Here is a 26,091-nt window from a genome sequence, read left to right as displayed (position 1 = left end):
CGCTCAGTCGATGGGGATGCCGAGCCGAGAGAGGTCGATGGCATGGCCGGCGCTGACCAGATAGCTCGCCGCGCAACGCGGCCCGAGCTGACGGGTCAAGGCGCCGAGCCGGTCGCGAAACAGCCGCCCCTGCGGGTGGGCCGGGATCACCCCCCAGCCGGTCTCCTCGGCGACCAGGATCACCGGCGCACGGGTGCGCCCGAGCTGTTCGAGCAGATGCTCGACCTCGGCCTGCCAGGCCGCGGTGTCGACCTCGAGCAGATTGGCCACCCAGGTCCCGAGCGAATCGACCAGCAGGCAATGCCCGGCACGGTCGTGCTCGGCCAGGGCCGCGACCAGCGCGGTGGGGGCCTCACAGGTCTGCCACTCGGCCGGACGACGTGCGCGATGCGCGTCGATCCGCGTGTTCCATTCGGCATCATCGGGGTCCAGACGCGCGGTGGCGACATAGGTCACCGCGAGCCCGGAGTCGCGGGCCAGGCGTTCGGCCCATTCACTCTTGCCACTGCGCGCCGGGCCTGTGACCAGGATGGCGCCAGTACGGGTCAGGGGGGGATTGGTCTTGCTCATCCTAGCTATCATACCCCAGCACCGGCGAGAGCCAGCGTTCGACCTCCTCGAGCGTCATCCCCTTGCGCGCGGCATAGTCCTCGACCTGATCCTTCTGCACCCGGCCGACACCGAAGTAGCGCGACTCGGGGTGCGAGAGATACCAGCCCGAGACCGCCGCCGTCGGCCACATCGCATAGTTCTCGGTGAGGCTGAGATCGATGCGCCGCTCCGGCTCGAGCAGCTGCCACAGGGTGCCCTTCTCGGTGTGATCGGGACAGGCGGCGTACCCCGGCGCCGGACGGATGCCACGATAGCGCTCGGCGATCAGCGCGGCGTTGTCGAGGTCCTCGTCCGGGGCATAGCCCCAGAAGCGGGTGCGCACCAGCTGGTGCAGCCGCTCGGCGAAGGCCTCGGCCAGCCGGTCGGCCAACGCCTTGAGCATGATCGCGCTGTAGTCGTCGTGATCGGCCGCGAAGCGTTCGAGGTGCGGTTCGATACCGTGCCCGGTCGAGACCGCGAAGGCGCCGAGATAGTCGGCCCGACCCGAGTCGTGCGGGGCCAGATAGTCGCTCAGACAGAGATTCGGCTGGGTGCCGTCCTGGGCGCGCAGCATCTGCTGGCGCAGGTGGTGGAGCACCACCTCGGGCTCGCCGCGCGCCTCGTCGGCATAGAGCGCGATGTCGTCCTCGCCCCAGGCGTTGGCGGGGAAGAAGCCGAACACGCAGCGCGCGCGCAGCCAGCGCTCGCGTACCAGTTGGTCGAGGAAGGGCAACGCCTCGGCATAGAGCGCGCTCGCCTCCTTGCCGACGACCTCGTCCTCGAGGATCGCCGGGAACTTGCCGGCCAGCTCCCAGGCCTTGAAGAAGGGCGTCCAGTCGATGCAGCCGACCAGGTCGGCGAGCGGATAGTCCTCGATCACCGCGATCACCGCGTCGCCGACGCGCTCCAGACGCAGGTCGAGCCCCTCGGGGGCGGTGAACGCGGGATCGAGCAGCGCCGGGCGCGGCGGCTGGTAGGCCGCCCAGTCGAGCGCGAGGCGGTTGGTGCGTGCCGCCTCGATCGGCATCGCCTTGCGCGCCGTGCGCTTGCCCTCACGCTCGGTGCGCACCCGGGCGTACTCCTCGCGGATGCCGGCGACATAGCCCTCGCGCAGCCCCTCGCTGAGCAGGCTGGCGGCGACACCGACGGCACGCGAGGCATCGGGGACATAGATCACCGGGGCCTCACGCTGCGGGGCGATCTTGATTGCGGTGTGGAGCTTGGAGGTGGTCGCGCCACCGATCAGCAGCGGCATCTCCATACCCTGACGCTCCAGCTCCTTGGCCACGTGCACCATCTCGTCGAGCGAGGGGGTGATCAGCCCCGACAGCCCGATGATGTCGACCCGCTCCTCGCGGGCGCGCTGGAGGATGGTCTCGGCCGGGACCATGACGCCGATGTCGATCACCTCGTAGTTGTTGCACTGCAACACCACGCCGACGATGTTCTTGCCGATGTCGTGCACGTCGCCCTTGACCGTGGCCATCAGGATACGACCGTTGTGCTGCTCCTCGGCGCCGGAGGCGGCGCGCTCGGCCTCGAGGTAGGGGAACAGATAGGCCACCGCCTTCTTCATCACCCGCGCCGACTTGACCACCTGCGGCAGGAACATCTTGCCGGCGCCGAACAGGTCGCCGACGTGGTTCATGCCCGCCATCAGCGGTCCCTCGATGACGTCCAGTGGCCGCCCCAGGGCCTGACGCGCCGCCTCGGTGTCCTCGTCGATGTACTCGGTGATGCCCTTGACCAGGGCATGCTCCAGGCGCTTCTCCACCGGCCAGCTGCGCCACTCCTGATCCTGCTGGCGCGACTCGCCGTTGCCACCGCCGCCGGCCTGGTAGTCGGGGGCGATGTCGAGCAGCCGCTCGGTGCCGTCGGCGCGGCGGTTGAGGATGACGTCCTCGACCGCCTCACGTAGCGCCTCGGGCAGGTCGTCGTAGATCGCCAACTGGCCGGCGTTGACGATGCCCATGTCCATCCCGGCGCGGATGGCGTGATAGAGGAAGACGGCGTGGATCGCCTCGCGCACCGGGTTGTTGCCGCGGAAGGAGAAGGAGACGTTGGACACGCCCCCGGAGATCTTGGCGTGCGGCAGGGTGCGCTTGATCTCGGCCACCGCCTCGATGAAGTCGACGGCGTAGTTGTCGTGCTCCTCGATACCGGTGGCGACGGCGAAGATGTTGGGGTCGAAGATGATGTCCTCGGCCGGGAAGCCGACCTGCTCGGTGAGCAGCCGGTAGGCACGGGTACAGATCTCGATCTTGCGCGCGCGGGTGTCGGCCTGACCGACCTCGTCGAAGGCCATCACGATCACCGCCGCGCCGTAGCGCCGGCACAGCCGCGCCTGGTGGAGGAACTTCTCCTCACCCTCCTTGAGCGAGATCGAGTTGACGATCGGCTTGCCCTGGACGCATTTCAGCCCGGTCTCGATCACCTCCCACTTGGAGGAGTCGACCATCACCGGCACCCGGGCGATGTCGGGCTCGGCGGCGACCAGGTTGAGGAAGCGACGCATCGCCGCGACCGCGTCGAGCAGGCCCTCGTCCATGTTGACGTCGATCACCTGGGCGCCGTTCTCGACCTGTTCGAGCGCCACGCTCAGTGCGGTGTCGTAGTCCTCTTCCTTGATCAGCCGACGGAAGCGCGCCGAGCCGGTGACATTGGTACGCTCGCCGACGTTGACGAACAGCCCATCGGCGCCGATGTTGAGCGGTTCGAGCCCAGAGAGCCGACAGGCCGGGGCGATCTCGGGACGGCGCCGCGGCGTGAGCCCGGCGACCGCCGCGGCGATCGCGCGGATGTGCTCCGGGGTGGTGCCGCAGCAACCGCCGACGATGTTGAGAAAGCCGCTGCGCGCCCACTCCGAGACCTGCTCGGCCATGGTCTCGGGATCGAGGTCGTAGCCGCCGAGTTCGTTGGGCAGCCCGGCGTTGGGATGGGCCGAGACATGGCACTCGGCGATGCGCGAGAGTTCCTCGACATAGGGGCGCAGCTCGCTCGGGCCGAGCGCGCAATTGAGCCCGATCGAGAGCGGCTCGGCGTGACGCAGCGAATTGTAGAAGGCCTCGGTGGTCTGACCGGTGAGGGTGCGCCCGGACTGGTCGGTGATGGTGCCCGAGAGCATGATCGGGCGCTCCACCCCGTCCTCGTCGAACACCTGACGCACCGCGAACACTGCGGCCTTGGCGTTGAGGGTGTCGAAGATGGTCTCGATCAGGATCAGGTCCGCCCCGCCCTCGATCAGCCCGCGGGTCGACTCGGCATAGGCCGCCACCAGGGTGTCGAAGTCGATGTTGCGCTTGCCCGGATCGTTGACGTCGGGCGAGATCGAGGCGGTGCGGTTGGTCGGGCCGAGCACACCGGCGACGAAGCGCGGACGCTCCGGGGTCGAACAGGCGTCGGCGGCGCGACGCGCCAGTCGCGCCGCCTCGACGTTGATCTCACGGGCGAGCGACTCCATGGCGTAGTCGGCCATGGCCACCCGGGTGGCGTTGAAGGTGTTGGTCTCGATGATGTCGGCACCGGCCTCGAGATAGGCGCGATGGATGCCGACGATGACCTCGGGCTGGGTGAGCACCAGCAGATCGTTGTTGCCCTTGAGGTCGCAGGACCAATCGGCGAAGCGCTCGCCACGATAGTCGGCCTCGGTGAGACCATGCCGCTGGATCATGGTGCCCATGGCACCGTCGAGGATCAGGATCGAGCGCTCGAGACGCTCGCGGATGAGGGCATTGGATTCGGTCATGGGTGCTCGCGGATATGCAGTGGGAACGCGCGCCGGCTCATCGCGTGTCCCGGCACCCGCAGTGGCGGGACCGACCCCTAACGCGACGCCGCACGGACGTCCGCTGTTGATGTCCATCCCGGACCTGCGGACCGCTCCATCCGCATCCGGGGTGGAGGCCCATACGGCGCGACGGCCGTCGAGAGGAGCCCGGCATGATGCACGCGTGGTGTTCGTTACCGGGCCAGTCGGTGAAGACCCAAGGGGTCCGGGACACTCGTAGGCGAGGGCCAGACGATACCAGAAAACCGAGGGGAGTTCCGCACTCGCACCAAGCTCAGACGAGTGGCTTCCACAGCCAGATATCAGCATACCCCGTGCCGCTATCGGGCACGATCCCCACGATCCGATAACCGCATCGTTGATAGAAGACGAAGGGGTGACGTTTCAGGCTGCGCAGCACGCGCAGCTGCTCACAGAGATCGAAGGTCGCCGCCGGCACACCGGACAGACTCGTCTCGCCCCCCTCGTCGTCGGCCCCCAGCAGGATCGCGCCGATCCCGCGCGCGGCAGCATGACGCTCCAGGTGGGCGAGGAGCCTGCGCCCGACCCCGCGCCCCTGCGCCGAGGGGCGTACCACCAATGGTTGCAGCTCCCAGGTGTGCTCGTACAACGGCCTGAGCCCGACCCAGCCGAGCAATTCGTCGGCGTTGGCCAGGCCGAGGCACAACCACCCCTCGGTCAGACACTCGTCCACCTCGGCGCGTGCCGCCGCCGGCGTCGACCAGCACGCCACCCCACGCGGGGCGAGCGCCTCGCGCAGCACCTCGGCGGCCTGCTCGCACCAGCCCCGGGTCGAGCCAATCTCGACCAGCCGTTCGGCGGCGGCGAGGTCAGCCATCGCCCAATCCTTGCAACAGCGCCTCGGCCTGCCCGCGCTCGGCAAAGTCCTCGGTGTCCTGCAGCAGCGCCTGGAGCAACACCCGGGCCTCATCGATTTCCCCGGCCGTTTCGAGGATGCGTGCCTTGTGGAAACGCATGGTGGCATCGTCCGGCGCGCTGGCCAGCGCCTGGTCGATCAACGCGCGCGCCTCGTCGAGTTCGCCGGCGCGCCACAGCAACACCGCCAGGGTATCGGCGATCGGCGCGGCCTCGGGGGCGAGTTGGTGGGCGCGTCGGGCGAGGCTCAGGGCGCGCGCCGGCGCCTGCTCCTGAAGCAGCCAGGCGAGGTTGTTGAGCGCGACGAGGTTATCGGGCTGGGCCTCGAGCACCTGTTCGAATTGCGCAATCGCCGCCTCGGGCCGTTGCAGCTCATCGAGATAGAGCTGGGCGAGCACGAAACGCGACTCGACGTCGTCGGGGTGGGCGTCGAGCCAGCGCAGCATGGTCGCGACCGCCTCATCGGAGGTGCCGGCGGCCAACTGCGCCTGGACCAAGCGCCGCAGATTGACCCCGGACGGGGCGCGTTCGAGCAGCTTGCCGAAGCGCTGCTGCGCCACCGCATACTCTCCCTGGCGCAGCGCCAGACGGCCCTCGAGCGCGAGCACATCGGGGTGCTCGGCGCCGAGTAAGACGCGCAGCTCGGCGATGCGCTCGGCGGCCCGCTCGGGCTTGCCGGTGACGATCGCATACTGCGCCAACCCGCTGAGCGCCGGCACCGACTCGGGGTCGAGTTCGAGCGCCGCCTCGAGCGCACGCGCCATCCGCCGCGGTGCGTCGAGACCGGCCTCGGCAAAGGCGAGCGCGACGAACGACTTGGCCGTCGGCGCCAACCCAGTGAGCCGCTGAAGACTGGCACGGGCCTCTTGATAGCGCCCCAGCGCAAGCTCGGCCTCGCCGCTCAGGGCCAGCAGGTTGAGGTCATCGGGATGGGCCTCGCGTACCGGGTCGAGCACCGCCAGTGCCGCAGCCGGATCGCCCGCACGCAGCGCGAAGGCGGCGAGATAGAGCCGTGGCTGGAGCAGTGTTGGGTTGGCCGCCACGGCGCGCTCGAGATAGTCCTGCGCGGTGGCGCCATCGTCGCGCAGCTGGGCCACCCGTGCCAGCCCGACCAGGGGAGCGATGGCCTCGGGGTGGGTCTGATGGGCCGCTTCGAACAACCGCTGCGCCTGCGCCAGGTCGTCCCCGGCCAGCGCCAGCTCGGCCAGCCCGGCGCTGGCCGCGACATTGCCGGGGTCGTGTTCGAGCGCCAGACGCCAGGCGTGCGTGGCGGCCGCGTCGCGCCCGAGCTGCTGCAGCAACTCTCCCACCAGCACATGACCACGCGCCGCCTCGGGCTGCTGCGCCGCCAGCCGCTCGGCCGCCGCCAGCGCGGCCTCGGGATCACCGCCGCGCAGATACCCGGAGATCAGCTGCTCGGCCGCCCGCCAGCGCGGACCTTCCGGCGCGATGACACCATCCCCGGACCCGAGCAGCCGGGTGAAGGCGGCCTGCGCCGCGGCGCCATTGCCTTGGAGCTGCGCCACCCGCCCGGTGAGCAGGAGGGTGTCGGGGTGATCGACGCCGAGCTGCGTGGCCAGCGCGCGCAGCCAGCGCTCGGCGGCCACGACATCGCGCTCGACGATGGCCAACTGCACTAAGCCCCGCAGTGCCGGCACGAATTCGGCATCGAGCTGTTGGGCCTGCCGCAGCGACTCACCGGCACCGGCCAGATCGTCGACGCCGAGCTGTGCCGAGGCCAGCGAGACCAGGACCCGCGGATCATCCGGGGTGAGCCGGCCGAGTCGTTCGAGGGTGGCGATGGCGCCAGCGTAGCGCTGCAGCGCCAGCTCGGCACCGGCGAGCAGGCGCAACACTCGGGGGTCCTCCGGGAAGTCCTGGCGCGCTGCGGTGGCGGTCCGCAACGCCTGCTCGGGCTCGGCGATGCGCAGGTGGTAGGCGGCGAGATAGAGCTGCGGCTCCAGGGCATCCGGGGCGCTCGCGCGCGCGCGCTGCAGATATTCGGCGGCGGCGTCGAGATCGTCCTCGGCGACGGCCAACTTGGCCAAGGCGACGAGTAGCTGCACGCTGTCGGGACGATGACCGAGCCCCTGCTCGAGCTGCGCGCGCGCCCCGGCCAGATCCCCCGCCCCCAGCCGGATCATCGCCAGCCCGTTGAGCGCGGCGAGGTTGTGCGGCTCGCGTTCGAGGGCGGCGCGCAACACCTCGTTGGCGGCCGCCGGCTCCTGGCGGCGCAGATGCACGGCGCCGAGTAGCACCAGCGCACGTACCGAGTCGGGTTCGCGATCGCGATAGTCACGCGCGGCCTCGAGCGCGGCGTCCAGGTCGCCACCGCGCAACAGCCCCAGGATCAGCTGCTCGCTGGCGTCGCTGAACTCGGGATCGCGCGCAATCGCCTCCTGCAACGCCTGCAGCCCCTCATTAGCATCGCCCTGATCGAGCAACGCGGCACCGAGCCGGGCATTGACCACGGCCGACTCCGGGATCTCGGCCTTGACCTGGCGCAGGTAGTCGACCCCCTCGTCGCGTTTGCCCTGGCGCATCAGCGCCGAGGCCAACAGGTCCATCATCGCGATGTCCCCGGGGCGTTGTTCGAGGACCTGTCGCGCCTGGCGCTCGGCCCCCGGGGCATCCCCCAAACGCAGCAGCGCGGTTGCCAACAGACGGCGCGCGGCCAGGTCATCGGGACGTTCGGAGACGGCACGTTGGAGATGGATCTGCGCCAGCTCAGGCTCGTTCAGGGCAAGCCGGGTGGCGCCGGCGAGATAGAGCGCCGGGGCAAAATCGGGGCTGGCACCGAGGGCGGCATCGAGCGACTCGATGGCGCTGGCGAAGTCACGATTGCTGTAGTCGAGCATCCCCTGCGCATAGTCGACCAACGGGCTGTCCTTGAGCAATCGGCGCAACCGGTCAATGTCGGCCTGCGCGACCTCGAATTTGCCGGCCTGGATACGCACATAGGTTCGCCCGAGCTGCGCCCGGATCCGCTCGGTGGGGGCCGAGAGCGCCTTGCCGTAGGCCGCCTCGGCCGCGTCCAGGTCGCCGGCATCGCGTGCCAGCTCGGCCAACAGCACCCAGGCCCCAGCGGCGACCGCCGGGTCCTCGGCACTACTCGCCTGCTCGGCCAGGGCGCGCGCGGCGTCGATCTCCGCGGCCTCGAGGAGGACCCTGGCCATCGCCAACTGGGCCCGTGGCGAGGTCTGATCGGCGGCGAGCGCCGCCTCCGCCCGAGTCGCCGCACCCTCGTCGTCACCGGCCAGCAACGCGGCCTGCGACTGGATGGCCAACAGCTCGGCACGCAACGCATCACTGGCCTGCTCGGGGATGGTCAGCGCCTCGATGCGCGCATGCTCGCCCTCGCTCAACCAGGCCAGCGCCAGCCAGGGCTGCAGGCTCAGCGGCTCGGCGCCGAGGCGTTGGGCGCGCTCGAACGCCTGGCGGGCCGCCGCCACATCCCCCAGACGCAGCAGGGCACGGCCCAACAGGGCGCGCGCCTCGGCATTCTGCGGCTGGTCCTGCAGCAGGTTCTTGAAGGCGATGACGGCGGCGCGCCATTCACCCTCGGCGAGCGCGGTCTGGCCCTCGGCCATGAGTTCATCGGCAGAACGCCCGGCCTCACAGCCGGCCCCGAGCGGGGCCAGGATCAGGGCGATCAACCACCACTTCCGCAATACCGTCGAACGCGTCATCGCTCTCCCCCAACGACCGAATTCAATGGGATGGATCGCGCCTCGCTGCCCCCCCCGGAATATATCGCGAGGCACAAAAAAACACGAAACGACAAACAATCCATAGGGCGCCAATCATCCTGGATCGGCCTAACGAACTCAACACGGGCGCTTGAAAAAACCCTCGAAACCACGACCCTGGAGACGCAACCCTCTGTAAAAATAGCCACAAAGCACTCGTGGAATCTGCAGGAGCACGGCAGGGCAAAGGTGACCGCCACTATCTCCAGAGCGCAAAATGCATGAGCGCACGCACACGCGTCATGCACGAAAAGACACCCGAGCCGAGATCACCATGCCCCGACACGACTTCCACTTTGACACTGCCTTCAGCCGCAACATCGGCTGGCTGACCCCTCAGGAGCAACAGCACTTCCGTCATCGACGGATCGCCATCGCCGGACTCGGCGGAGTCGGCGGCAGCCATCTGCTGACGCTCACGCGGCTGGGGGTGGGCGCCTTCAACATCTCCGATTTCGACACCTTCGGTCTGGTCAACTTCAACCGTCAGGCCGGGGCATCGCTGCGCTCGATCGATCGTCCCAAAATCGACGTCGTCGCCGAGATGGCGCTCGACATCAACCCGGAACTCGATCTCCGCACCTTCCCCGATGGGGTCAGCACCGATAACGTCGACGCCTTCCTCGACGGCGCCGACATCTATGTCGACGGCCTCGACTACTTCGCCGTCACCGCTCGTCGCCAGGTCTTCGCCGCCTGTGCGCGACGCGCGATCCCGGCGGTCACCGCCGCGCCACTCGGCATGGGTGCGGCGGTACTGGTGTTCGTGCCCGAGGGGATGAGCTTCGAGGACTATTTCCAGCTCGAGGGCAGGAACGAGGACGAGCAACTGATCCGCTTCCTCCTCGGGCTGTCGCCGGCGATGCTCCAGCGCAGTTATCTAGTCGCCCCCGAGGCGGTGGACTTCGACCACCATCTCGGCCCCTCGACACCGATGGCCTGCGAGCTCTGCGCCGGCATCGCCGCGACCCAGGTCCTCAAGCTGCTCACCGGGCGTGGGCGGGTGATCACCGCTCCCCGGGCGCTGCACTTCGACGCCTACCGCAACAAGCTCAGCATCACCTGGCGTCCCGGCGGCAACCGCAACCCGCTGCAGCGGCTCGGCTTAGCCATCGCCAAATATCAGTTGCAACGAATGCGCGCTTGAAACGGATGCGCGGCGCCGTATCCTGCAGCCGCAGACGCCGGCGCGCGTCAGACATCGACCAAGGAACAAGGACACCGGTATGACCGTCGCTCGTCTCTCCGGGGTGCTCGCACTCACGCTGCTGCTGTTGCTCGGTGCAATCTCGGGCGCCCTGCTCTCCAGGATCCATCTCGACAACGCCCCCGAGGCCTACTTCCCGAGCGATGCCCCGGCGGTACGCTTCGAGTCCAGGCTGCGCGAGGACTTCCCCCCGGACCAGGTGCTGATCGCCCTGTTCGAGGGCGACGACCTGTTCAGCGACGCCGCGCTCCAGCCCTTGTTCGGACTGGTCGAGGCGCTCGAGCGCAACCCCAAGGTCGAGCGCGTACTGGCCGTCTCCAGCGTCGACCACATCGGCGCCGCCGCTGAAGGCTTCGTCGTCGAGCCGCTCCTCGACGACGACATCGCCGCCGGACTCGACAGCGAGCAACGGCGCCAGCGGGTACTCGACGACCGACTCGCCGCCTCCTACCTGGTCGCCGACGACGGCCAGGCGATGGCGCTGATCGTGCGCCCGATCGAACTCGGCGACAGTCTGCAGCGCCTTGCCCTCGAGCGCGACACCCGCGCGGCCATCGCCGCAGCCGGGCTGGAGGGGCGACTGACGGCCCTCGCCGGACAGGTGGCGCTCGATGTCGCGCAGTTGCGGGCGATGATCCGCGACACCCTGACCTTCGTGCCGGCGACCATGGGGCTCGGCCTGCTGATCATCTGGCTGTTGTTTCGGCGGGTGCTGGCGGTCGCGGTCAGTGCCCTGGTGATCGCCGTGGTGGTCAATCTCACCGTCGCGCTGCTGGTGCTCGCCGGCAAGCCCTATACCCTGGTCTCGGCGATCCTGCCGCCGCTGATGTCGGCGCTGACCATCGCCTCGCTGATCCACTGGCTCAATGCCCTCAGTCAGGCGGCACAGCGCGGATTGAGCGGACCGGCACGGGTCGACTGGGCGCGCCGCCGGGTCGCCCGCCCCACCCTGTTCACCGCCCTGACCACCGCCGCCGGACTGGCCTCGCTCGGCTTCAGCTCGATCCAGCCGATTGCCGCCTTCGGCCTGGTCGCGGCGGCGGGGATGCTGGCGCAGAGCGCGATCGTGATCGGGCTGGTGCCACCGATCTTTGCGCGCTGGGACCGGGGCAGCTGGCACAGCGGCCACGCGCTGCGCCCGCTCGATCATGCCGTCGCCTGGCTGCGTCACCTCGGCATGCGTCACGCCGGTTGGGTGCTGGCCATCGCCGCCCTGGTACTGGCGCTGGGGGTCCCGCAGATCTGGCGCATCCACACCGAGACCGACATGCTGCGCTTCTTCCCCGAGGCGCACCCCATCACCCAGGCCAACACTCGTATCCAGGACCGACTGATCGGCACCACCACCCTGGAACTGGTGTTCCATGTCGGCGCACGCGATGCGTTCAAGCGCCCCGAGCACCTGGCGGTGATCGACACCGTTCAGGACTGGCTCGAAGACCAACCCGAGGTCAGCCATACCCTATCGATGGTCGACCTGATCGAGGAGATGCACTGGGGCTTCCACGACGAACGCGCTGACTACCGCACCTTGCCCCGAGATCCCCGGCTGATCGCCCAATATCTCTTCATCTACGACGGCACCGATCTCTACGAGTTGGTCGACCGGGAGTTCGCACGCACCCGCTTGACGCTCAATCTCGACATCCGTGGCGCGCGCGCGATCAATGCCTTCATCGCGCGGACCGAGGCACACCTTGCCGATCTCGACCTGCAGGACATGGAGGTGCGGGTGGCCGGCTTCGGCCGATTGTTCGCCGATCAGGAACAGCTGCTGATCGATGGTCAGATCCGCGGCCTGGCCGCCGCCGTGGTGCTGATCTCGCTGTTCATGCTGGCGATGTGGCGCCGCCCCGGCGACGCCGCGCTGTGCATGGTGCCGAATCTGGCCCCGATCCTGTTGATCTTCATCGCCATGGGGGTGCTCGGGATCTGGCTCGACATGGCCACCGCGATGATCGCCAGCGTCACCGCCGGCATCGCCATCGACGATACCATCCACCTCTTCCATGCCTATCGTCGCCACCTCGCCGCGCACGGCTCGCGGGTGTGGGCACTGGCCCGCGCCTATCAACACACCGGTCGCGCGGTGGTGGCCACCACACTGATCCTGTGCGGCCAGTTCCTGTTGCTCGGCACCTCGGCATTCGTGCCGACGCGTGAGTTCGGCCTGCTCACCGCCGTCGGCCTGCTCACCGCGCTGGTCTTCGATCTGCTGCTCTTGCCGGCATTACTGATCGCCGTCGGCCGATTGCGCGATCACCGCCACCGTGTCCGACCGCACTGGACAAGGCACTGAAACCCAAAGCAGACTAGCCGCAACGCAGGCGAGAACGAACACATTAAGCGGACGACATCGTGTTCGGCCCGGCGGCACACCAGGTCCGCGCGGCCCCCTGCACACCGCCGGGCCAAGCCTGAAACGAGGATGCCTATGCCTTTCCCATCGCGCCCTCTCCCGCGCCGCGCGCCATTCTGGCGAGTCCTATTACCGCTCGCGCTGACCTGCGCCACCCTGGGACCAGCTCAGGCCGACCCCGAGGGGACGCGCCTCGCCCAGCAGGTCTACGACCGCCCCGATGGGCGCGACCTCACCACCCGCGGCACCATGGTGCTGCAGGAGCGCGGCCACGCCCCGCGCACCCGCGAGATGTTTATCTACCGTCGCGACCAGGGCGGCGGCGAGGTCTCCACCCTGATCCGCTTCACCGCGCCGGGCGACATCGCCGACACTGGGTTGTTGACCATCGACCATCGCGCCGGCGAGAGCGATCAATGGGTCTACCTACCCGCGCTCGGCAAGCCCAGGCGTATCCCCGCCGCCCGCCAGGGCGGGCGCTTCGTCGGCTCCGACCTGTTCTACGAGGACCTGCGCGATCGCCGCGTCGCCCTCGACGAGCACCGCTGGCTGCGTCAGGAGACCTACGAGGGGGTCAAGACCGAGGTGCTCGAGAGCACCCCGGTCGACCCCGCCAACTCGGTCTATGGCAAGCGGCTGAGCTGGATCCACCCCGAGGCGCGGGTGGCGCTGCGCATCGACTTCTTCCGTCCCGGCCAGAACCAACCCTTCAAGCGCTTCACCGCCCGCCGGCTGGAACGCATTCAGGGCTACTGGACGGTGACCGACAGCCTCATGACCGATCTCGGCAGCGGCCACCAGACACGGATGACCAGCACCCTCACCCGCTATGACCGCGGGCTCGACCCGGTGCTGTTCTCGCGCCGCGCGCTCGAGGACCCGGCGTTCGAGTCCAGGTTCCGGCCATGAGTCCCCGCGTCCTCGCACCGCTGCTGCTCGCGCTCGCCGCAGCCCCCATCCAGGCGCAGGAGGTGCTGATCATCGGCACGCCCGAGCCGCCGGCCACGACGCTGCCCGAGCCAGCGGCCACGACCGAGCAGGACGGGCTGCAACTTGGTGTCGATCGGCTGTGGACCGAGTTCGGCGCCTTCACCGAGGGCGAAGCGCGCGCGGCCACCAACGTCCATTTCACCGGGGTGGTCGCCGCCGCGTGGCGCCCGGCGCCGGCCTGGACGCTGCGCGCGGCACTGCGTCTCGATGCCGATGCCCAGTCCGGCGCCGACCGGTTGCGCGCGCTCGCGCTCGACTACGACGAGAGCTATCTGCGCTACAGCAACCCGCAGCGACGCCTCACCCTCGGTGCCCAGACCGTGCTCTGGGGGCGGGTCGACGAGATCCCGCCGACCGACCGGCTCTCGGTGCAGGACATCAGCCGCTTCGCCATCGACGAACTCGACGACCGCCGCCGTGCCGTGCCGCTGCTGCGCTGGGAGGAGTTCGGCACAGACCACAAGCTCGACCTGGTGGTGATCCCAGAATTCCGCCCCGCCGAGTTGCCCGACGACGACAGCGTCTGGTACCCGGTCGACCGTGACCAGGGACGACTGCTGGGTATCCGCCCCGATCCACTGCTCGCGGCCCTGGTGCGCGGCGCCAGCACGGGCGACGATCGCCCCGGCGGCGCCGGCGCCGGTCTGCGCTTCAGCCAGAGTCTGAGCGGTCTCGACTACGCCCTCACCGTGCAGCACACCCGTCACTCACTGCCCTACTACGAACTCGACCCGGCGGTGCGTCGTGCGCTGCTCGCCGGCGCCGATGTCGCCAGCGCGCTCGCCGCCGGCGGCGAGCGCCCGACCTTCCTCGGGCGTCACCCTTACACCACCATCCTCGGCGGTGACCTCGGGGTGGTGATCGGCGGCGCCACGCTGCGCCTCGAGGCCGCCTGGCTCAGCGACGTCCCGGTGACCACCCGTGACCTGCGTCTCGACACCGTCGCCGGGCTCGACTGGGTGGCCGGGATCGAGTTCTACCCGGGCGACGCCGACACCCGCGTCAACCTGCAACTGGCCGGGCGTCACCTGCTCGACGCGCCACCGGTGATCGACTGGGTCGACACCCTCAGCCTCAACGGCCAGCTCGAGAGCGAGTGGGGCCAGGGTCGCTGGCGCGGTCGGCTGCGTTTCGCCGCCGGACTCAACCGCCACGACCTCTATCTCAACCCCGAGATCGCCTACATCGCCCGCGAGCCCCACGAGTTCTATCTCGGCGCGCACTACTTCGACGGCGAGGACGGCACCTTCGGCGGTTTCTATGCCGACGATACCCTCATCGCCACCGGCTGGCGGGTGCGTTACTGAGCCCAATGCCGTCGAAGCGTTTTACACATCCTCATCCTCGCGCCACTCGACACCTAAAGATGAAAACCCAAGATACTGAAAAACAATAATAAAAAAAGTTGGCTCAAGATCTGCAACTAGACCGTCGAGGACAACTCCAGCACCGGATGCTGCCAACCACATACCGACAGCAACCTCGCAGGAGTGGACGCATGAAGACCTTGACGATCTCCCTGGCCGTGGCCAGCGCCCTGAGTGCCAACGTCGCCACCGCCAACCTGATGTACCTCAACCTCCCCGACAACAGCTACGACGCTGGACGCTTCATCGGCGCGCCCGATGCCGACACCACGACAGGGATCTTCTCCGAGTTCGGCTACAATCAGCTGCTCGCGACCTCGATCTACGACTTCACCGACGGCACCATCCTCGGGTCCTTCTTCGATACCAACGACCCGGCCACCCTCGCGGCCTACGGCATCCCCACCTCCGGCACCGCGTTCGATGGCATCACCACCGTTGACCTGACGATGCCGGACTGCCCCAACGGTCAGTGCGACATCGACGCGCTCAGCCCCCTGGTCCCGCCACTCGGCACCGACAACGAGGGCTATCTGCAAACCTGGGACATGCAGATCGAATACACCTTCTTCGGTGACCTGGGGGCCAGCGGTCCCACCTATAGCGGTGGCACCTTCGACGTCTACTTCAACGACCTCGTCGACGACACCAACGACCGATTGATCCTCACCGGCGACCTCACCGGCTCACTGCTGACAGGTGCCAACCTCGATCTGTTCTTCGACATCACCTTCGTCGAGGACGACTTCCTCTTCATCCAGAACGACAAGGGCGTCTTCTTCGACGCCTACGACCAACTTCTGGCAGGCGGCACCCCCAGACTGGTGCTCGACACCAACGTCAACCCGCCGGTCCCGACCAGCGACGAACTCCTGCTCGTCGCCGGCCCGAGCGGTCCTGCCGCCATCCGCCAGACCACGCTCGACGGTTCGGTCACCGGCACCATCCCCGAGCCCACGATCCTCGGTCTGCTCGGCATCGGCCTGCTCGGCATCGGCTTTGCCGGCACCCGACGTCGCCAACACGGCTGAGCACCGGCCCGGCGTCTCACTGAACCGACGGCGGCCCCAGGCCGCCGTCGGCGTTTGGGTAACCCCAGCAGCCAGCAGCCAGCAGCCAGCAGCCAGCAGCCAGCAGCCAGCAGCCAGCAGCCAGCAGCCAGCAGCCAGCAGCCAGCAGCCAGCAGATTGAACCGCAAAGGCGCGAAGGGCGCGAAGGGATTCGATGTTGCTCGACGCTCACCGTTGCAGGCTCTCTCGGCGTCTAGCTGCCAGTCGCCAGCGATCAGCTTCCCGCCTCCAGTCGGCGAGGCTGGTGTGCAGGATCGGCGATTGACGGGCAAGACGATATCTTCGCGGTTCAACCCGCTGGCGGCCGCCTGGTGGCGATCTTGGGTTGCCCGTCCTGGAGTCCCGAGGATTCGTCGATCGGTGGTGTATGGGCAACCCAACCGACGGGCTGAAGGCTGGTCGCTGAAGGCTCTTCTCCCCTTTGCGCGCTTCGTGTCTTCGCGGTTCAACCCGCTGGCGGCCGCCTGGTGGCGATGTTGGGTTGCCTGTCCTGGAGTCCCGAGGATTCGTCGATCGGTGATGTATGGGCAACCCAACCTACGGGCTGGAGGCTGGTCGCTGAAGGCTTTTCTCCCCTTTGCGCGCTTCGTGTCTTCGCGGTTCAAACCAGCTTCCAGCCTCCAGTCGGCGAGGCTGGTGTTGCATGATCGTCGATTGACAGGCAAGACGGTATCTTGGCGGTTCAATCCTTCCGGCTGGCGGCCGACAAGCCCTGTCGAAAAACTTTACGCCTGGGACGGACGGCGTCAGGAAAAAGGCTTCTGAGACCGTTAACAATCTGAAAAAAATGGATAAAACAATCACGGCTCAACACTTGCTTAAAGCCATATCGAGGCCACCTGTCGTGACACCCGAGACAGCCGACACCGACAGCACCTCGACCATGAGCTCATAGCAACCTCGCAGGGAGAGAGCCCCATGAAGCGCTTGACGACCTCGCTGGCAGTCGCCGCCATGCTCGGCGCCACTGTCGCCAGCGCCAGCCCGATGTACATCAACCTTCCTTCCAACAGCTACGACGACGGACGCCGCAACGGCGGCCTCGACCCCGACACCAGCACCGGCATCTTCGAGGAGTTCGGTTATAACCAGCTGTTCGCCACCTCGATCTACGACTACTCCGACAACAGCGTGTTCGGGTCCTTCTTCGACACCAACGATCCGGCCACGCTCGCCAGCTACGGCATCCCCGCCTCGGGCACCTCGCTCGACGGCTCCAAGGAGGTCGATCTGGTCCTGCCCGATTGTCCGCGCGGCCAGTGCGACATCGACGCACTGAGCCCGCTGGTCCCGCCGCTCGGCTCCGACAACGAAGGCTTCCTGCAGACCTGGGACCTGCAGGTCGAATACACCTTCTTCGGCGACCTCAGCGCCAGCGGACCCAGCTATCACAGCGGCACCTTCGACGTCTACTTCAACGACCTCGACGACGACACCAACGATCGACTGGTCTTCAGCGGTGAACTCACCGGTTCAGTACTGAGCGGGGCCAACCTGGATCTATTCTTCGACATCACCTTCGTGGTGGACGATTTCCTCTTCATCCAGAACGAGAACGGCGTCTTCTTCGACGCCCACGACAAGCTCGCCGCCGGCGGCACCCCGCGCCTGGTGCTCGACACCAATGTCAACCCGCCGATCCCGACCCCAGACGAGCTGCTCTTAGTCAGTGCGCCGAACGGCGATGGCGCCGTGGTGCGCCAGACCACACTCGACGGCTCGATCACCGGCACCATCCCCGAGCCGGCAACCCTCGGGCTGCTCGGCGCCGGCCTGCTCGGCATCGGCTTCGCCAGCACCCGCCGGCGCAAGCACGCCTGACCTCCCGACACCACTTCGACCAGCATGATCCGACGGCGGCCTCCGGGCCGCCGTCGGCGTTTGGGGCACCAGCAAACAGCAGATGGTGAGCCACCAAGACCCAAGGCACGCAACGGGATTCGATGTTGCTCGGCGCCCACCGCTGCACCCCATTGCGGACCCCCTCGGCTCTAGCCACCAGCGGGCCCATGCAAGCGCCAGCGGCTGATGTCTTGGGCCAACGGCGGGAGGAAGAACACCCACTGCTAGGCTAGTTGTTTTCCCTTCGCGTCCTTCGCGACTTGGCGGTTCAATCCGCTGGTCGCCCCACACCCTACATCCCGAGCAGAGCCAAGCCGCGTGGCAGCAACGGCAACAGCAAGGCGGTGAGCACCGCCGAGAGGCCCATCGCCAGACCCGCCATCGCGCCCTCACGATGACCGAGCTGAAAGGCCCGGGCGGTGCCCATGCCGTGCGCCGCGGTCCCCAGCGCGACCCCGATCACCGCCGGGTCGCGGATCCCGATCCCACGCAGCAGCCCGACCCCGAACAGCGCCCCGATCAACCCGGTGAGCACCACCAGGGCGGCGGTCAACGCCGGGATACCACCGAGCTTCTCGGCGATCCCCATGGCCACCGGCGTAGTCACCGACTTGGGCGCGAGTGAGAGCAGCACTGCATGATCGGCGCCGAAGAGCGCCGCCAGCCCCACCGCGCTGACGATCGCCACCACCGCGCCAACGATCAGTGCAACGGCAATCGGCAGCGCCAGCACGTGCAGCTCGGCCCGCAAGCGATAGAGCGGGATGGCCAGGGCAACGGTCGCCGGCCCCAGCAGGAAGTGGATGAACTGGGCACCGTCGAAGTACTGCGCATAGGGGGTGTGGGTGAGCTGTAACAGCGCGATCAGGATGGCAATGGTCAAGACCACCGGATTGAGCAAGGCCATCCCACCACACCAGACCTGGAGCCGGCGCGCGCCGAGCCAAACCAGCAGGGTGAGGGTGAGCCAGAACAGCGGACGCGCGGCGAGATAGACCCACAGGGTCTCGAGCGGGATCTCGGTCACGACCGCCCCCGAACCGCACGCACCCGGCGCACCAGCCACAGGGTGACCTGCATGGCCAGGGCGGTGGCCACCAGGGCAATCAGGGTCCCGAGCAACAGCGCCGCCCCCAGCGCCTGCCAATGGGCACGCAGCAACGCCCAGTGGACCATCACCCCGACCCCCGCGGGGATGAACAGCAGCGGCAGATGGGCGAGCAACCCGTCAGCGGCCTCGGCCACGGGTACCGAGACACCGCCGCGCACCAGCAACCACAGGAACAGCAACAGCATCCCCAGCACCGGGCCGGGAAGTGGTAGGTCAAACAGCAGGACGATGCTCTCGCCGAGCAGCTGGCAGGTCAGGATCAGGGTCAGGGCCTGAATCATCGTGGTGGAAGATCTCGATCAGGACAAGCGTTGACGAAGCGATCGGGCCCCGGATCGGGACCCGATCATCAGCGGATCAAGGCCGGGGTGACGGCCCCCAGCACCCTGGCCCCGCCCGAGGTCTGGGGCACCAGACACGAGACGATGGCGTACGGGTGCCTGCGGCAGTCGGCCCCAGACGCCGAACCCTTTTACAGCACATCGACAAGGGGTGAAGGACCTCGCCCGGCGCGCTCAGAGTTCGCTGAAGAGCGTCTGCTCGGGCAGGCGCGACTTCGGCAGTCCGGCGTTGAAATCGGCCTCGGCGCGATAGCCGAGCGCGACCAGCACCACCGCACTCAGGCCCTGCTCACGCAACCCCAGTTCGGTATCGAGTACGGCCCGATCGAAACCCTCGATCGGACAGGCATCGAGTCCCAGGGTGGCGGCGCCGAGCAGGAGCGAACCGAGCGCCAGATAGACCTGCTTCTCGGCCCAGTGATCGAGATCGCCCAGCTCATCGCGATGGAGCCCGACGTAGAAGCCTCGGGTGGCGCGCTGACGGGCCTCGGCCTCGGCATCGACGAAACGCCCATCGGCGCGCTCCTGCGCCAGCAGTCGTTCGAGATGGGCCTCGTCGATCTCGGTACGGGCGCAGAGGACGATCACGTGCGAGGCATCGACGATCTTGGGCGTGTTGTAGGTGTGCCCGGCCTCGGTGGAGCGGCTCACCCGCGCCTTGCCGGCCTCGGTGGCGGCGATGACGAAGTGCCAGGGCTGCGAGTTGACCGACGACGGGGCATGACGCAGCAGGGCCCGCAGGGCCTTGATCTCGGCCTCGGGGATGCGGCGCGAGGCATCGAAGGCCTTGGCGGCATGACGGGTCTGGGCGTAATCGGCAATGTTCATCGATATCGAGCACGCGCGCGGGCGTGCCTCCTGGAGCAGGGTCAACAACAGACACCGCGCATCAACGGCGAGGCGGCGCACCGCCGGCCCCCTCCCCGGCACATCGCACCCACCGGGGCGGGCGGACGGGCCGGGCACGAGGATCCGGAATCGGCGAAGGCTACCAGATCCATCACCGACACGGCGACACCTCACCGGCGCGTGCGCCAGCGCCTCCCAGCGCATCGCGACCGGGCAGCGGCTTACCGCATACTCGGCGTGTATCAAAACCCCGCAAAGAATATGCTTTCAGGTCCCGACGGACACACCCTGCGAGCACTCCATGAAACGACTCATCGTTTGCTGCGACGGCACCTGGCAAGACCTCGAATCCGACTACCCCACCAATGTCGTCCAACTCGCCCAGGCGACTCAGCCACGAGGCGGCGCCCCGGAGACCGATCAGTTGGTCTATTACGACGAGGGCCTCGGCGCCGAGGGCGGGGTCGGCATGATCACCCGTGAACTCACCGCAGTGATCGGCGGGGCCTTCGGGCGTGGCATCGACAAGAACATCATGGACGCCTACCGCTTCCTGGTCCTCAACTACCGCGCGGGCGACGAGATCTATCTGTTCGGGTTCAGCCGGGGGGCCTACACGGTACGCAGCCTCGCCGGCTTTATCGGCGCCGCCGGCCTGCTCCAGCGCCAGCAGTTGCGCCATATCCGTGAGGCCTATGAGTTCTATCGCGACCCCGAGGCCGATAGCGCCGAGGTCGAACGCTACCGCCACCTGCGCGCACAACACGCCCCGCCACCGGCCCCCATCCGCCTGCTCGGCTGCTGGGACACGGTCGGCAGCCTCGGCTTCCCCGACATCATCCCTGGGCTGACCCTCGACCGCGCGCTCAATCGCCGCTACCGCTTCCACAACAACCGTATCGGCGCACACGTCGAGCACGTCGCCCATGCCGTCGCACTCGACGAGGCCCGGGCGCAATTCATGGTCACCCTCGCCGACGCCGAGGACCCGATCCGGACCCAGGTTCGTGAGACCTGGTTCCCGGGCGATCATGGCTGCATCGGTGGCGGCTGCTTCGAGAAGCGCGGGCTCTCGAGCATCGCCCTGCGCTGGATGCTCGAACAGGCCGCCGATCTCGGGCTCGGGATCGACACCGCGGGCATTGAGGTCGATGTCAGCGGCCACTTCAAGCGTCCCGGCCCGATCATCGAGGGTCTGGCCCCGGCGGACCCGAGCATCTTCGTCGACGACAGCGTCTCACCACCCTATACCCCCGCCGCGCGCACGCCCCTGCAACTCCATCACGACACCCGGCCCCGGCTGCGCGCCCACGCCCCGCAGCAATCTCTCGACCTCCACCCCTGCGTCGCCCAGCGCTGGCGCGACTGCGCCTGGTGGCGTCCGGCCCCACTGGCCCCGCTCACAGACAGGCTCGATCGCTGGGCCGAGGACAATCCCAACCCCCAGGCCGAGCTGCCGGCTGACGGCCGACTCACGCCCGGCCAGGGGGTCGAGATCGAGGTCGACGCCCGCACCCGCAATCTCGCCCAACAGCCCTGGCGACTCCACCTCGAGGCCGGCGCGCGCTACCGCATCGCGCTCGCCCCGACCCAGGTGTGGCAGGACGGCACCCTACCGCCCTGCTCGGCCGACGGTTGGGACCGCGATGATCTGCACGGCCTGCGCCGGCTGAGCGCACCGCTGGTGCGCTTGATCGAGCACCAACGCCAGCACCCCGAGGCACGCTGGTTCGAGCTGGTCGGGGAGATCCACGAGCAGGATGGTACCCGCCACCCCTTCCGCCTCGGCGCCTTCCCGCCGCCGATCATCCAGCCGCCGGCCAGCGGTGAGCTGCTGTGCTATGCCAACGACGTGCAGGAACATTACGACAACAACGCCGGTCGAATTCGACTCAGCATCCAGCGTCTGGAGTGAACGAGGAGATGGATCGAACCGCGTCCAGCACGATCAACACCATCAGGGTCAGACGCGCCAAGCGCAGTGACATCGCCCTACTCGCCGAGATTCAGGGGGCTGCAGTGCGGCGGGGGTGCACGGCCTGTTATCGCGCCGAGACCCTGAGCGCCTGGAGCGCCTGCCTGACCCCGGCACGCTATCGCAAGGCGATGGCCGACTATACCTTCATGATCGCCGAGGACGTCGTCGACGCCCGGGCGCTCGGCTTCTCCGCCTGGCGCCATCGGTTCGAACGCGCCTGCACCGAACTTGCTGCACTCTATGTCCACCCCGACAACGGCAAGCACGGCGTCGGACGCCGGCTGCTGCTGGCGATGGAACACAGCGCCCAGATCAACGGCAGCAGCCGCATCGAACTCGACGCCACCTTCAATGCCGCTCCCTTCTACGCCCGTCACGGCTATCACGTCCTCCACCACCACTGGTGCCGAGAGCCGGAGGAAGACGTCGCGGTGAAGGTCATCCGGATGGCGCGCCCACTCCCCAACGATGGCGTCATGGCCGCCTGCACAGCAGGCTGAGCGAGCCCGGCGGACCGCGTCGCTGGCGGCGCGGTCCGCCCCACCGACGAGCGAGTATCTGACCGAGCCCATGCTCCCGCCCTGAAACCGCCCCTATCGGTTTGTCTCCACCAGCCGCCCGCAGTGGTAAGATGGGGTGGCTACCCCCGCTCGGGGTGCAGTGACGGCAAGATGCCGCCCCGCTCAAGCCAACACGACACGGATGCCCAGTGCCCCGCCTCGCCCCACAACCCGCGCCCAAGTCCCGACCATGAGGGTCGACGAGTCGGTCTATATCCGCCGCCTCGCCGAACTGGGCGAGTCGCACGAGGTCGCCGCCAGCGCCGACATCCGCGCCGCCAACGGCGCCAAGCTGCTACGCCGCGGCGCCCGCATCGACCGCGCCGTGCTCGAACGGCTGCTGCGCCAGAAGCTCCTCGAACCGATCGATCACACCACCCGAGTGGCCGAGCGGATCGAGCGCACCACCCTCATCGAGGACGCACAACGACTGCTCGAACGCGACCAGCCGCTGCGCGTCCTCGTCACCGCCCTCGGCGGCGCTCACCACGATCCCACCCAGATCCCAGCACAGCTCGATCTCCCCGGGGTGCTCGGCAACAAGCTCGGTGTCGCCCGCCCGCTCTACCCGGAGCTGTTCGAGCACAGTGTCGCCACCCTACTCACGGCCGTCGCCCTGGCCACCGCCTGCGGGTTCGAGCCGCGCGATCAGGCACGACTGGCGTTGGCCGCACTCTGTCACGACATCGGCATCCTCCATCTCGAGGCCGCCGCCCTAGCCCCCTCTCAGCCACTGCGCCCCGAGCACTGGAGCCAGTTCTATGCCCACCCAAGGATCGGCGCACTGATCCTCGAGGGCGAACCCCACACCCGAGGCCGGGTCGCCCGAGCGGTACTCGAGCACCACGAACGACTCGACGGCAGCGGCTATCCCCATGGCCGCGGGCACAACGCCCTGAGCCGACTCGGCACCCTACTCGCCTTCACCGAGTTCGTGGTCTCCACCACCCAGCGCCTCGGCATGCACGACATGCTCACCATCGCCAAGACCCAGGGCACCGGATTCGGCCGGGCGCTGATCGGACGACTGATCGCGGCGATGCGCGAACAGATCGGACAGCTCCCGCTCCCGCCGCCGCAGTTCGAGGCCGAGCACCTGCTCGAGGCCCTCGACGCGCTCTGGGCGGTACTCGATCCACCGCCGGGCGCCCCCGGGCTGGTCGTCGCCAAGCTCGCCGAGATCAGGCTGATGCTGGTCCGTGCCGGACTCGCCCCCGGCGCTATGGGCTCGGATCTCGAACTGCTCGGCGACGACCACCGGGTCCGACTCGAACAGGAGCAGCTGCTGCGCGAGGCGCTGTTCAGGCTGCGGCGACTGCGCCTGGAGACACTACGACGGGCCGGCGCCCGTTCGGCGCCACTCGAGACCTGGGTCCGTCACTCCGGTGAGGTCCTGATCGCGGTTCGCCAGGCACTGCAGGGCGTGGCACCACCGGCACTCGCCGGCTAGCGCTCGGAGCGAGTCCGGCGCCGCTGCGGCTGACCATCCCAGGGACGGGGATCATCGAGCCACTTCTGGATGAACGACCAGGCGGGATGATAGCCCTCGTGCGGCAGGCGGCAGGCGGTGCAGTCCTTGCGCCGGTTGCCGTGACGGTCGGTGTAGATGCGATAGGGGCCGGGACAGTCGTAGGCGATCAACGGGCAGTAGCAGAACAGACAGTTGAACGTTCGCCGCACCCCGGGGTGACAGGGGTAGAAGGGGCAGTCGTGGTTGGTGAAACCCTTGAAGGACGGGTTGTCGGTCAGCTCCTTGGGTTCGGTCACGATGCCCCTCCGCCTCAGCGCGCCAGTGTCAGCAGGGCGTCGAGATCGAGGTTGGCCTCGCAGTGATCGGCCAGGGCGTCGAGCGCGGCCTCGATGCGTGCCTCGAAGTCGATCCGCGCGGCCTGGGCGCCAACCTGGTCGAGCCAGTGGGCGCGGAACGCGTCACCAGCGAAGAGGCCGTGGACATAACCGCCCATCACCCGCCCGTCGGCGCTGATCGCGCCCTCGGCGCGCACCCCGCCCTGGCCATCGTCGAGCATCAGCCAGGGGCGTTCGAGCCCGGCCCCGGCGGTGCGCCCCATGTGCATCTCGTAGCCGGTGAGGCGACAGCCGCTGCGCTGATCGTGGCCATCGATCTCGACCAGACGCTTGTCGCCGCCGATCTCGGTCTCGATATCGAGCAGCCCGAGCCCGGGGGTCTCGCCCGGCTCGCCCTCGATACCCTGGGGGTCACGCACCACGCGCCCGAGCATCTGGTAGCCGGCGCACAGCCCCACCACCCGGCCGCCACGGCGCACATGGGCGATGATGTCGACATCCCAGCCCTCGCGGCGCAGACAGTCGAGGTCGGCGCGGGTGGCCTTGGAGCCGGGCAGGATCACCACGTCGGTCTCGGCGGGGATCGCCTCGCCGGGCTGGATCCAGCGCAGGTTGACGCTCGGCTCGGCGGCCAGCGGGTCCATGTCGTCGAAGTTGGCCACCCGCGACAGCCGCGGGATGGCGACGTTGAGCACGCCGCCGCTGGTCTCGGCCGGGCGCTCGAGCGCCAGCGAGTCCTCGGCGGGCAACCGCCCCGCCCCCTCGAACCAGCGCAGCACGCCCCGGAAGGGCCAGCCGGTGATCTCGGTGATGGTCTCGCAGGCCGGTTCGAACAGCGAGAAGTCGCCGCGGAACTTGTTGACGATGTAGCCCACCACCCGCTCGCGGTCGGCCTCATCGAGCAGCAGCCAGGTGCCGACCAGCGAGGCCATGGTGCCGCCCTTGTCGAGGTCGCCGAGCACCACCACCGGCACCTCGGCGCGCTCGGCGAAGTGCATGTTGGTGATGTCGCAGTCGCGCAGATAGACCTCGGCGCCGCTGCCGGCGCCCTCGACCAGCACCAGATCGGCCTCGGCACAGAGCCGCTCGAAGCTGTCGAGCACCGCCGGCATCAGCCCCTGGCGCATCTCGTGGTAGACCCGCGCCGGACAGTTGCCGAGCGAGCGCCCACGCAGCACCACCTGGGAGCCGACGTTGCTCTGCGGCTTGAGCAACACCGGGTTCATGTGGATCGAGGGCGCGACCCCGCAGGCGCGCGCCTGCAGCGCCTGGGCACGACCGATCTCGCCGCGCGGCTGCTCGCCGTCGACTTCGGGGGCGGCATCGGTGTCGGTGGTGACCGCCGCGTTGTTGCTCATGTTCTGCGCCTTGAACGGGCGCACCACCAGACCACGGCGGGCATAGGCGCGGCACAGGCCGGCGACCAGCATGCTCTTGCCGACATCCGAGGCGGTGCCCTGGATCATCAGCGTGCGGGCACGGCGCGGACCACTGTCGCGCAGCGGAGGGAGGTCGATCTTGATCGTCGGTGCAGAATCGGTCATGCGATGAATCTCGGAACGACACGGCCCGCATTCGCCATCCGACGAAGCGGGCCGATGCAATCAG

The 26,091-nt window shown here is 68.4% G+C and carries 18 protein-coding genes; 9 read left to right on the top strand and 9 right to left on the bottom strand.

Translation table 11 applies throughout. The features are described from left to right. Positions 1-3: 3 nt before the first annotated feature. The 4 genes from cobU to prsT all read right to left on the bottom strand — a co-directional run bounded on the left by cobU (position 4) and on the right by prsT (position 8,943). Positions 4-570, bottom strand: a complete 567-nt coding sequence (gene cobU / locus HF203_RS13845) for a bifunctional adenosylcobinamide kinase/adenosylcobinamide-phosphate guanylyltransferase (protein WP_168670692.1) — start codon at positions 568-570, stop codon at positions 4-6. A 1-nt stretch (position 571) separates the two neighbouring features. Then, positions 572-4,336, bottom strand: coding sequence for a methionine synthase (metH, locus tag HF203_RS13840; protein WP_168670690.1), 3,765 nt, complete (start codon positions 4,334-4,336; stop codon positions 572-574). A gap of 316 nt (positions 4,337-4,652) precedes the next feature. Next, entirely contained in the window at positions 4,653-5,216 is a 564-nt protein-coding gene (locus HF203_RS13835) for a GNAT family N-acetyltransferase (RefSeq protein ID WP_168670688.1), read from the bottom strand. Then, positions 5,209-8,943, bottom strand: coding sequence for an XrtA/PEP-CTERM system TPR-repeat protein PrsT (gene prsT, locus HF203_RS13830; protein ID WP_168670686.1), 3,735 nt, complete (start codon positions 8,941-8,943; stop codon positions 5,209-5,211). Before prsT ends, HF203_RS13835 begins: the two co-directional genes overlap by 8 nt. 334 nt (positions 8,944-9,277) lie before the next feature. Between prsT and HF203_RS13825 the strand changes: the two genes are divergently transcribed. The 6 genes from HF203_RS13825 to HF203_RS13800 all read left to right on the top strand — a co-directional run bounded on the left by HF203_RS13825 (position 9,278) and on the right by HF203_RS13800 (position 17,817). Next, a complete protein-coding gene (locus HF203_RS13825) occupies positions 9,278-10,150 on the top strand; it encodes a ThiF family adenylyltransferase (protein ID WP_168670684.1) in 873 nt (290 codons plus the stop codon). 79 nt (positions 10,151-10,229) lie between these two features. After that, the gene (locus HF203_RS13820; RefSeq protein ID WP_168670682.1) at positions 10,230-12,509 is read left to right on the top strand and encodes an efflux RND transporter permease subunit; all 2,280 of its coding nucleotides are present in this window, start codon (positions 10,230-10,232) and stop codon (positions 12,507-12,509) included. A gap of 135 nt (positions 12,510-12,644) precedes the next feature. Next, positions 12,645-13,478 carry an outer membrane lipoprotein-sorting protein gene (locus HF203_RS13815; RefSeq protein WP_210424788.1) on the top strand — a complete coding sequence of 278 codons (834 nt, stop codon included), beginning with the start codon at positions 12,645-12,647 and terminating at the stop codon, positions 13,476-13,478. After that, positions 13,475-14,866: a hypothetical protein gene (locus tag HF203_RS13810; RefSeq protein ID WP_168670680.1), complete on the top strand. Its 1,392-nt coding sequence runs from the start codon at positions 13,475-13,477 to the stop codon at positions 14,864-14,866. Before HF203_RS13815 ends, HF203_RS13810 begins: the two co-directional genes overlap by 4 nt. 191 nt (positions 14,867-15,057) lie before the next feature. After that, a complete protein-coding gene (locus HF203_RS13805) occupies positions 15,058-15,957 on the top strand; it encodes a PEP-CTERM sorting domain-containing protein (RefSeq protein ID WP_168670678.1) in 900 nt (299 codons plus the stop codon). A 957-nt stretch (positions 15,958-16,914) separates the two neighbouring features. After that, positions 16,915-17,817 (top strand): PEP-CTERM sorting domain-containing protein, encoded by a 903-nt coding sequence (locus HF203_RS13800; RefSeq protein WP_168670670.1) that lies wholly within the window; start codon positions 16,915-16,917, stop codon positions 17,815-17,817. A 313-nt stretch (positions 17,818-18,130) separates the two neighbouring features. Here the strand turns inward: HF203_RS13800 and HF203_RS13795 are convergent, their stop codons facing one another. From HF203_RS13795 to nfsB, 3 genes are all read right to left on the bottom strand, one after another. Further along, on the bottom strand, positions 18,131-18,865 hold the full coding sequence (locus HF203_RS13795; RefSeq protein ID WP_168670668.1) for an LrgB family protein: 735 nt from the start codon (positions 18,863-18,865) through the stop codon (positions 18,131-18,133). Beyond that, a complete protein-coding gene (locus HF203_RS13790) occupies positions 18,862-19,230 on the bottom strand; it encodes a CidA/LrgA family protein (protein WP_168670666.1) in 369 nt (122 codons plus the stop codon). The genes HF203_RS13795 and HF203_RS13790 overlap by 4 nt, the downstream gene beginning before the upstream one ends. Positions 19,231-19,464: 234 nt before the next feature. After that, positions 19,465-20,118 (bottom strand): oxygen-insensitive NAD(P)H nitroreductase, encoded by a 654-nt coding sequence (nfsB, locus tag HF203_RS13785; RefSeq protein ID WP_168670664.1) that lies wholly within the window; start codon positions 20,116-20,118, stop codon positions 19,465-19,467. A gap of 322 nt (positions 20,119-20,440) precedes the next feature. Here nfsB and HF203_RS13780 point away from each other — a divergent pair, with 322 nt between their 5' ends. From HF203_RS13780 to HF203_RS13770, 3 genes are all read left to right on the top strand, one after another. Then, positions 20,441-22,054, top strand: coding sequence for a phospholipase effector Tle1 domain-containing protein (locus tag HF203_RS13780; protein ID WP_168670662.1), 1,614 nt, complete (start codon positions 20,441-20,443; stop codon positions 22,052-22,054). Positions 22,055-22,062: 8 nt separating this feature from the next. Beyond that, positions 22,063-22,617 (top strand): GNAT family N-acetyltransferase, encoded by a 555-nt coding sequence (locus tag HF203_RS13775; protein WP_168670660.1) that lies wholly within the window; start codon positions 22,063-22,065, stop codon positions 22,615-22,617. Between the two features lie 250 nt (positions 22,618-22,867). Continuing rightward, entirely contained in the window at positions 22,868-24,127 is a 1,260-nt protein-coding gene (locus HF203_RS13770; protein ID WP_168670658.1) for an HD-GYP domain-containing protein, read from the top strand. Here HF203_RS13770 and HF203_RS13765 read toward each other — a convergent pair. Together HF203_RS13765 and HF203_RS13760 are read right to left on the bottom strand one after the other, a co-directional pair. Then, positions 24,124-24,444 (bottom strand): cysteine-rich small domain-containing protein, encoded by a 321-nt coding sequence (locus HF203_RS13765; RefSeq protein ID WP_168670656.1) that lies wholly within the window; start codon positions 24,442-24,444, stop codon positions 24,124-24,126. The genes HF203_RS13770 and HF203_RS13765 overlap by 4 nt on opposite strands. 14 nt (positions 24,445-24,458) lie before the next feature. Continuing rightward, entirely contained in the window at positions 24,459-26,027 is a 1,569-nt protein-coding gene (locus tag HF203_RS13760) for a cobyric acid synthase (protein WP_168670654.1), read from the bottom strand. Between the last annotated feature and the right edge of the window lie 64 nt (positions 26,028-26,091).

Source organism: Marichromatium bheemlicum, from assembly GCF_012276755.1.
In the GTDB taxonomy this organism is placed as follows: domain Bacteria; phylum Pseudomonadota; class Gammaproteobacteria; order Chromatiales; family Chromatiaceae; genus Marichromatium; species Marichromatium bheemlicum.
The sequence above is the reverse complement of the archived record's forward strand: the minus strand, read 5'-3'. Positions and strand labels throughout refer to the sequence as shown.

What these genes read in the sequence shown, in the direction of transcription:
- cobU (WP_168670692.1), bottom strand. Translation starts at nt 570, where the DNA reads ATGAGCAAGACCAATCCCCCCCTGACCCGTACTGGCGCCATCCTGGTC.
- metH (WP_168670690.1), bottom strand. Translation starts at nt 4,336, where the DNA reads ATGACCGAATCCAATGCCCTCATCCGCGAGCGTCTCGAGCGCTCGATC.
- HF203_RS13835 (WP_168670688.1), bottom strand. Translation starts at nt 5,216, where the DNA reads ATGGCTGACCTCGCCGCCGCCGAACGGCTGGTCGAGATTGGCTCGACC.
- prsT (WP_168670686.1), bottom strand. Translation starts at nt 8,943, where the DNA reads ATGACGCGTTCGACGGTATTGCGGAAGTGGTGGTTGATCGCCCTGATC.
- HF203_RS13825 (WP_168670684.1), top strand. Translation starts at nt 9,278, where the DNA reads ATGCCCCGACACGACTTCCACTTTGACACTGCCTTCAGCCGCAACATC.
- HF203_RS13820 (WP_168670682.1), top strand. Translation starts at nt 10,230, where the DNA reads ATGACCGTCGCTCGTCTCTCCGGGGTGCTCGCACTCACGCTGCTGCTG.
- HF203_RS13815 (WP_210424788.1), top strand. Translation starts at nt 12,645, where the DNA reads ATGCCTTTCCCATCGCGCCCTCTCCCGCGCCGCGCGCCATTCTGGCGA.
- HF203_RS13810 (WP_168670680.1), top strand. Translation starts at nt 13,475, where the DNA reads ATGAGTCCCCGCGTCCTCGCACCGCTGCTGCTCGCGCTCGCCGCAGCC.
- HF203_RS13805 (WP_168670678.1), top strand. Translation starts at nt 15,058, where the DNA reads ATGAAGACCTTGACGATCTCCCTGGCCGTGGCCAGCGCCCTGAGTGCC.
- HF203_RS13800 (WP_168670670.1), top strand. Translation starts at nt 16,915, where the DNA reads ATGAAGCGCTTGACGACCTCGCTGGCAGTCGCCGCCATGCTCGGCGCC.
- HF203_RS13790 (WP_168670666.1), bottom strand. Translation starts at nt 19,230, where the DNA reads ATGATTCAGGCCCTGACCCTGATCCTGACCTGCCAGCTGCTCGGCGAG.
- nfsB (WP_168670664.1), bottom strand. Translation starts at nt 20,118, where the DNA reads ATGAACATTGCCGATTACGCCCAGACCCGTCATGCCGCCAAGGCCTTC.
- HF203_RS13780 (WP_168670662.1), top strand. Translation starts at nt 20,441, where the DNA reads ATGAAACGACTCATCGTTTGCTGCGACGGCACCTGGCAAGACCTCGAA.
- HF203_RS13775 (WP_168670660.1), top strand. Translation starts at nt 22,063, where the DNA reads ATGGATCGAACCGCGTCCAGCACGATCAACACCATCAGGGTCAGACGC.
- HF203_RS13770 (WP_168670658.1), top strand. Translation starts at nt 22,868, where the DNA reads ATGAGGGTCGACGAGTCGGTCTATATCCGCCGCCTCGCCGAACTGGGC.
- HF203_RS13760 (WP_168670654.1), bottom strand. Translation starts at nt 26,027, where the DNA reads ATGACCGATTCTGCACCGACGATCAAGATCGACCTCCCTCCGCTGCGC.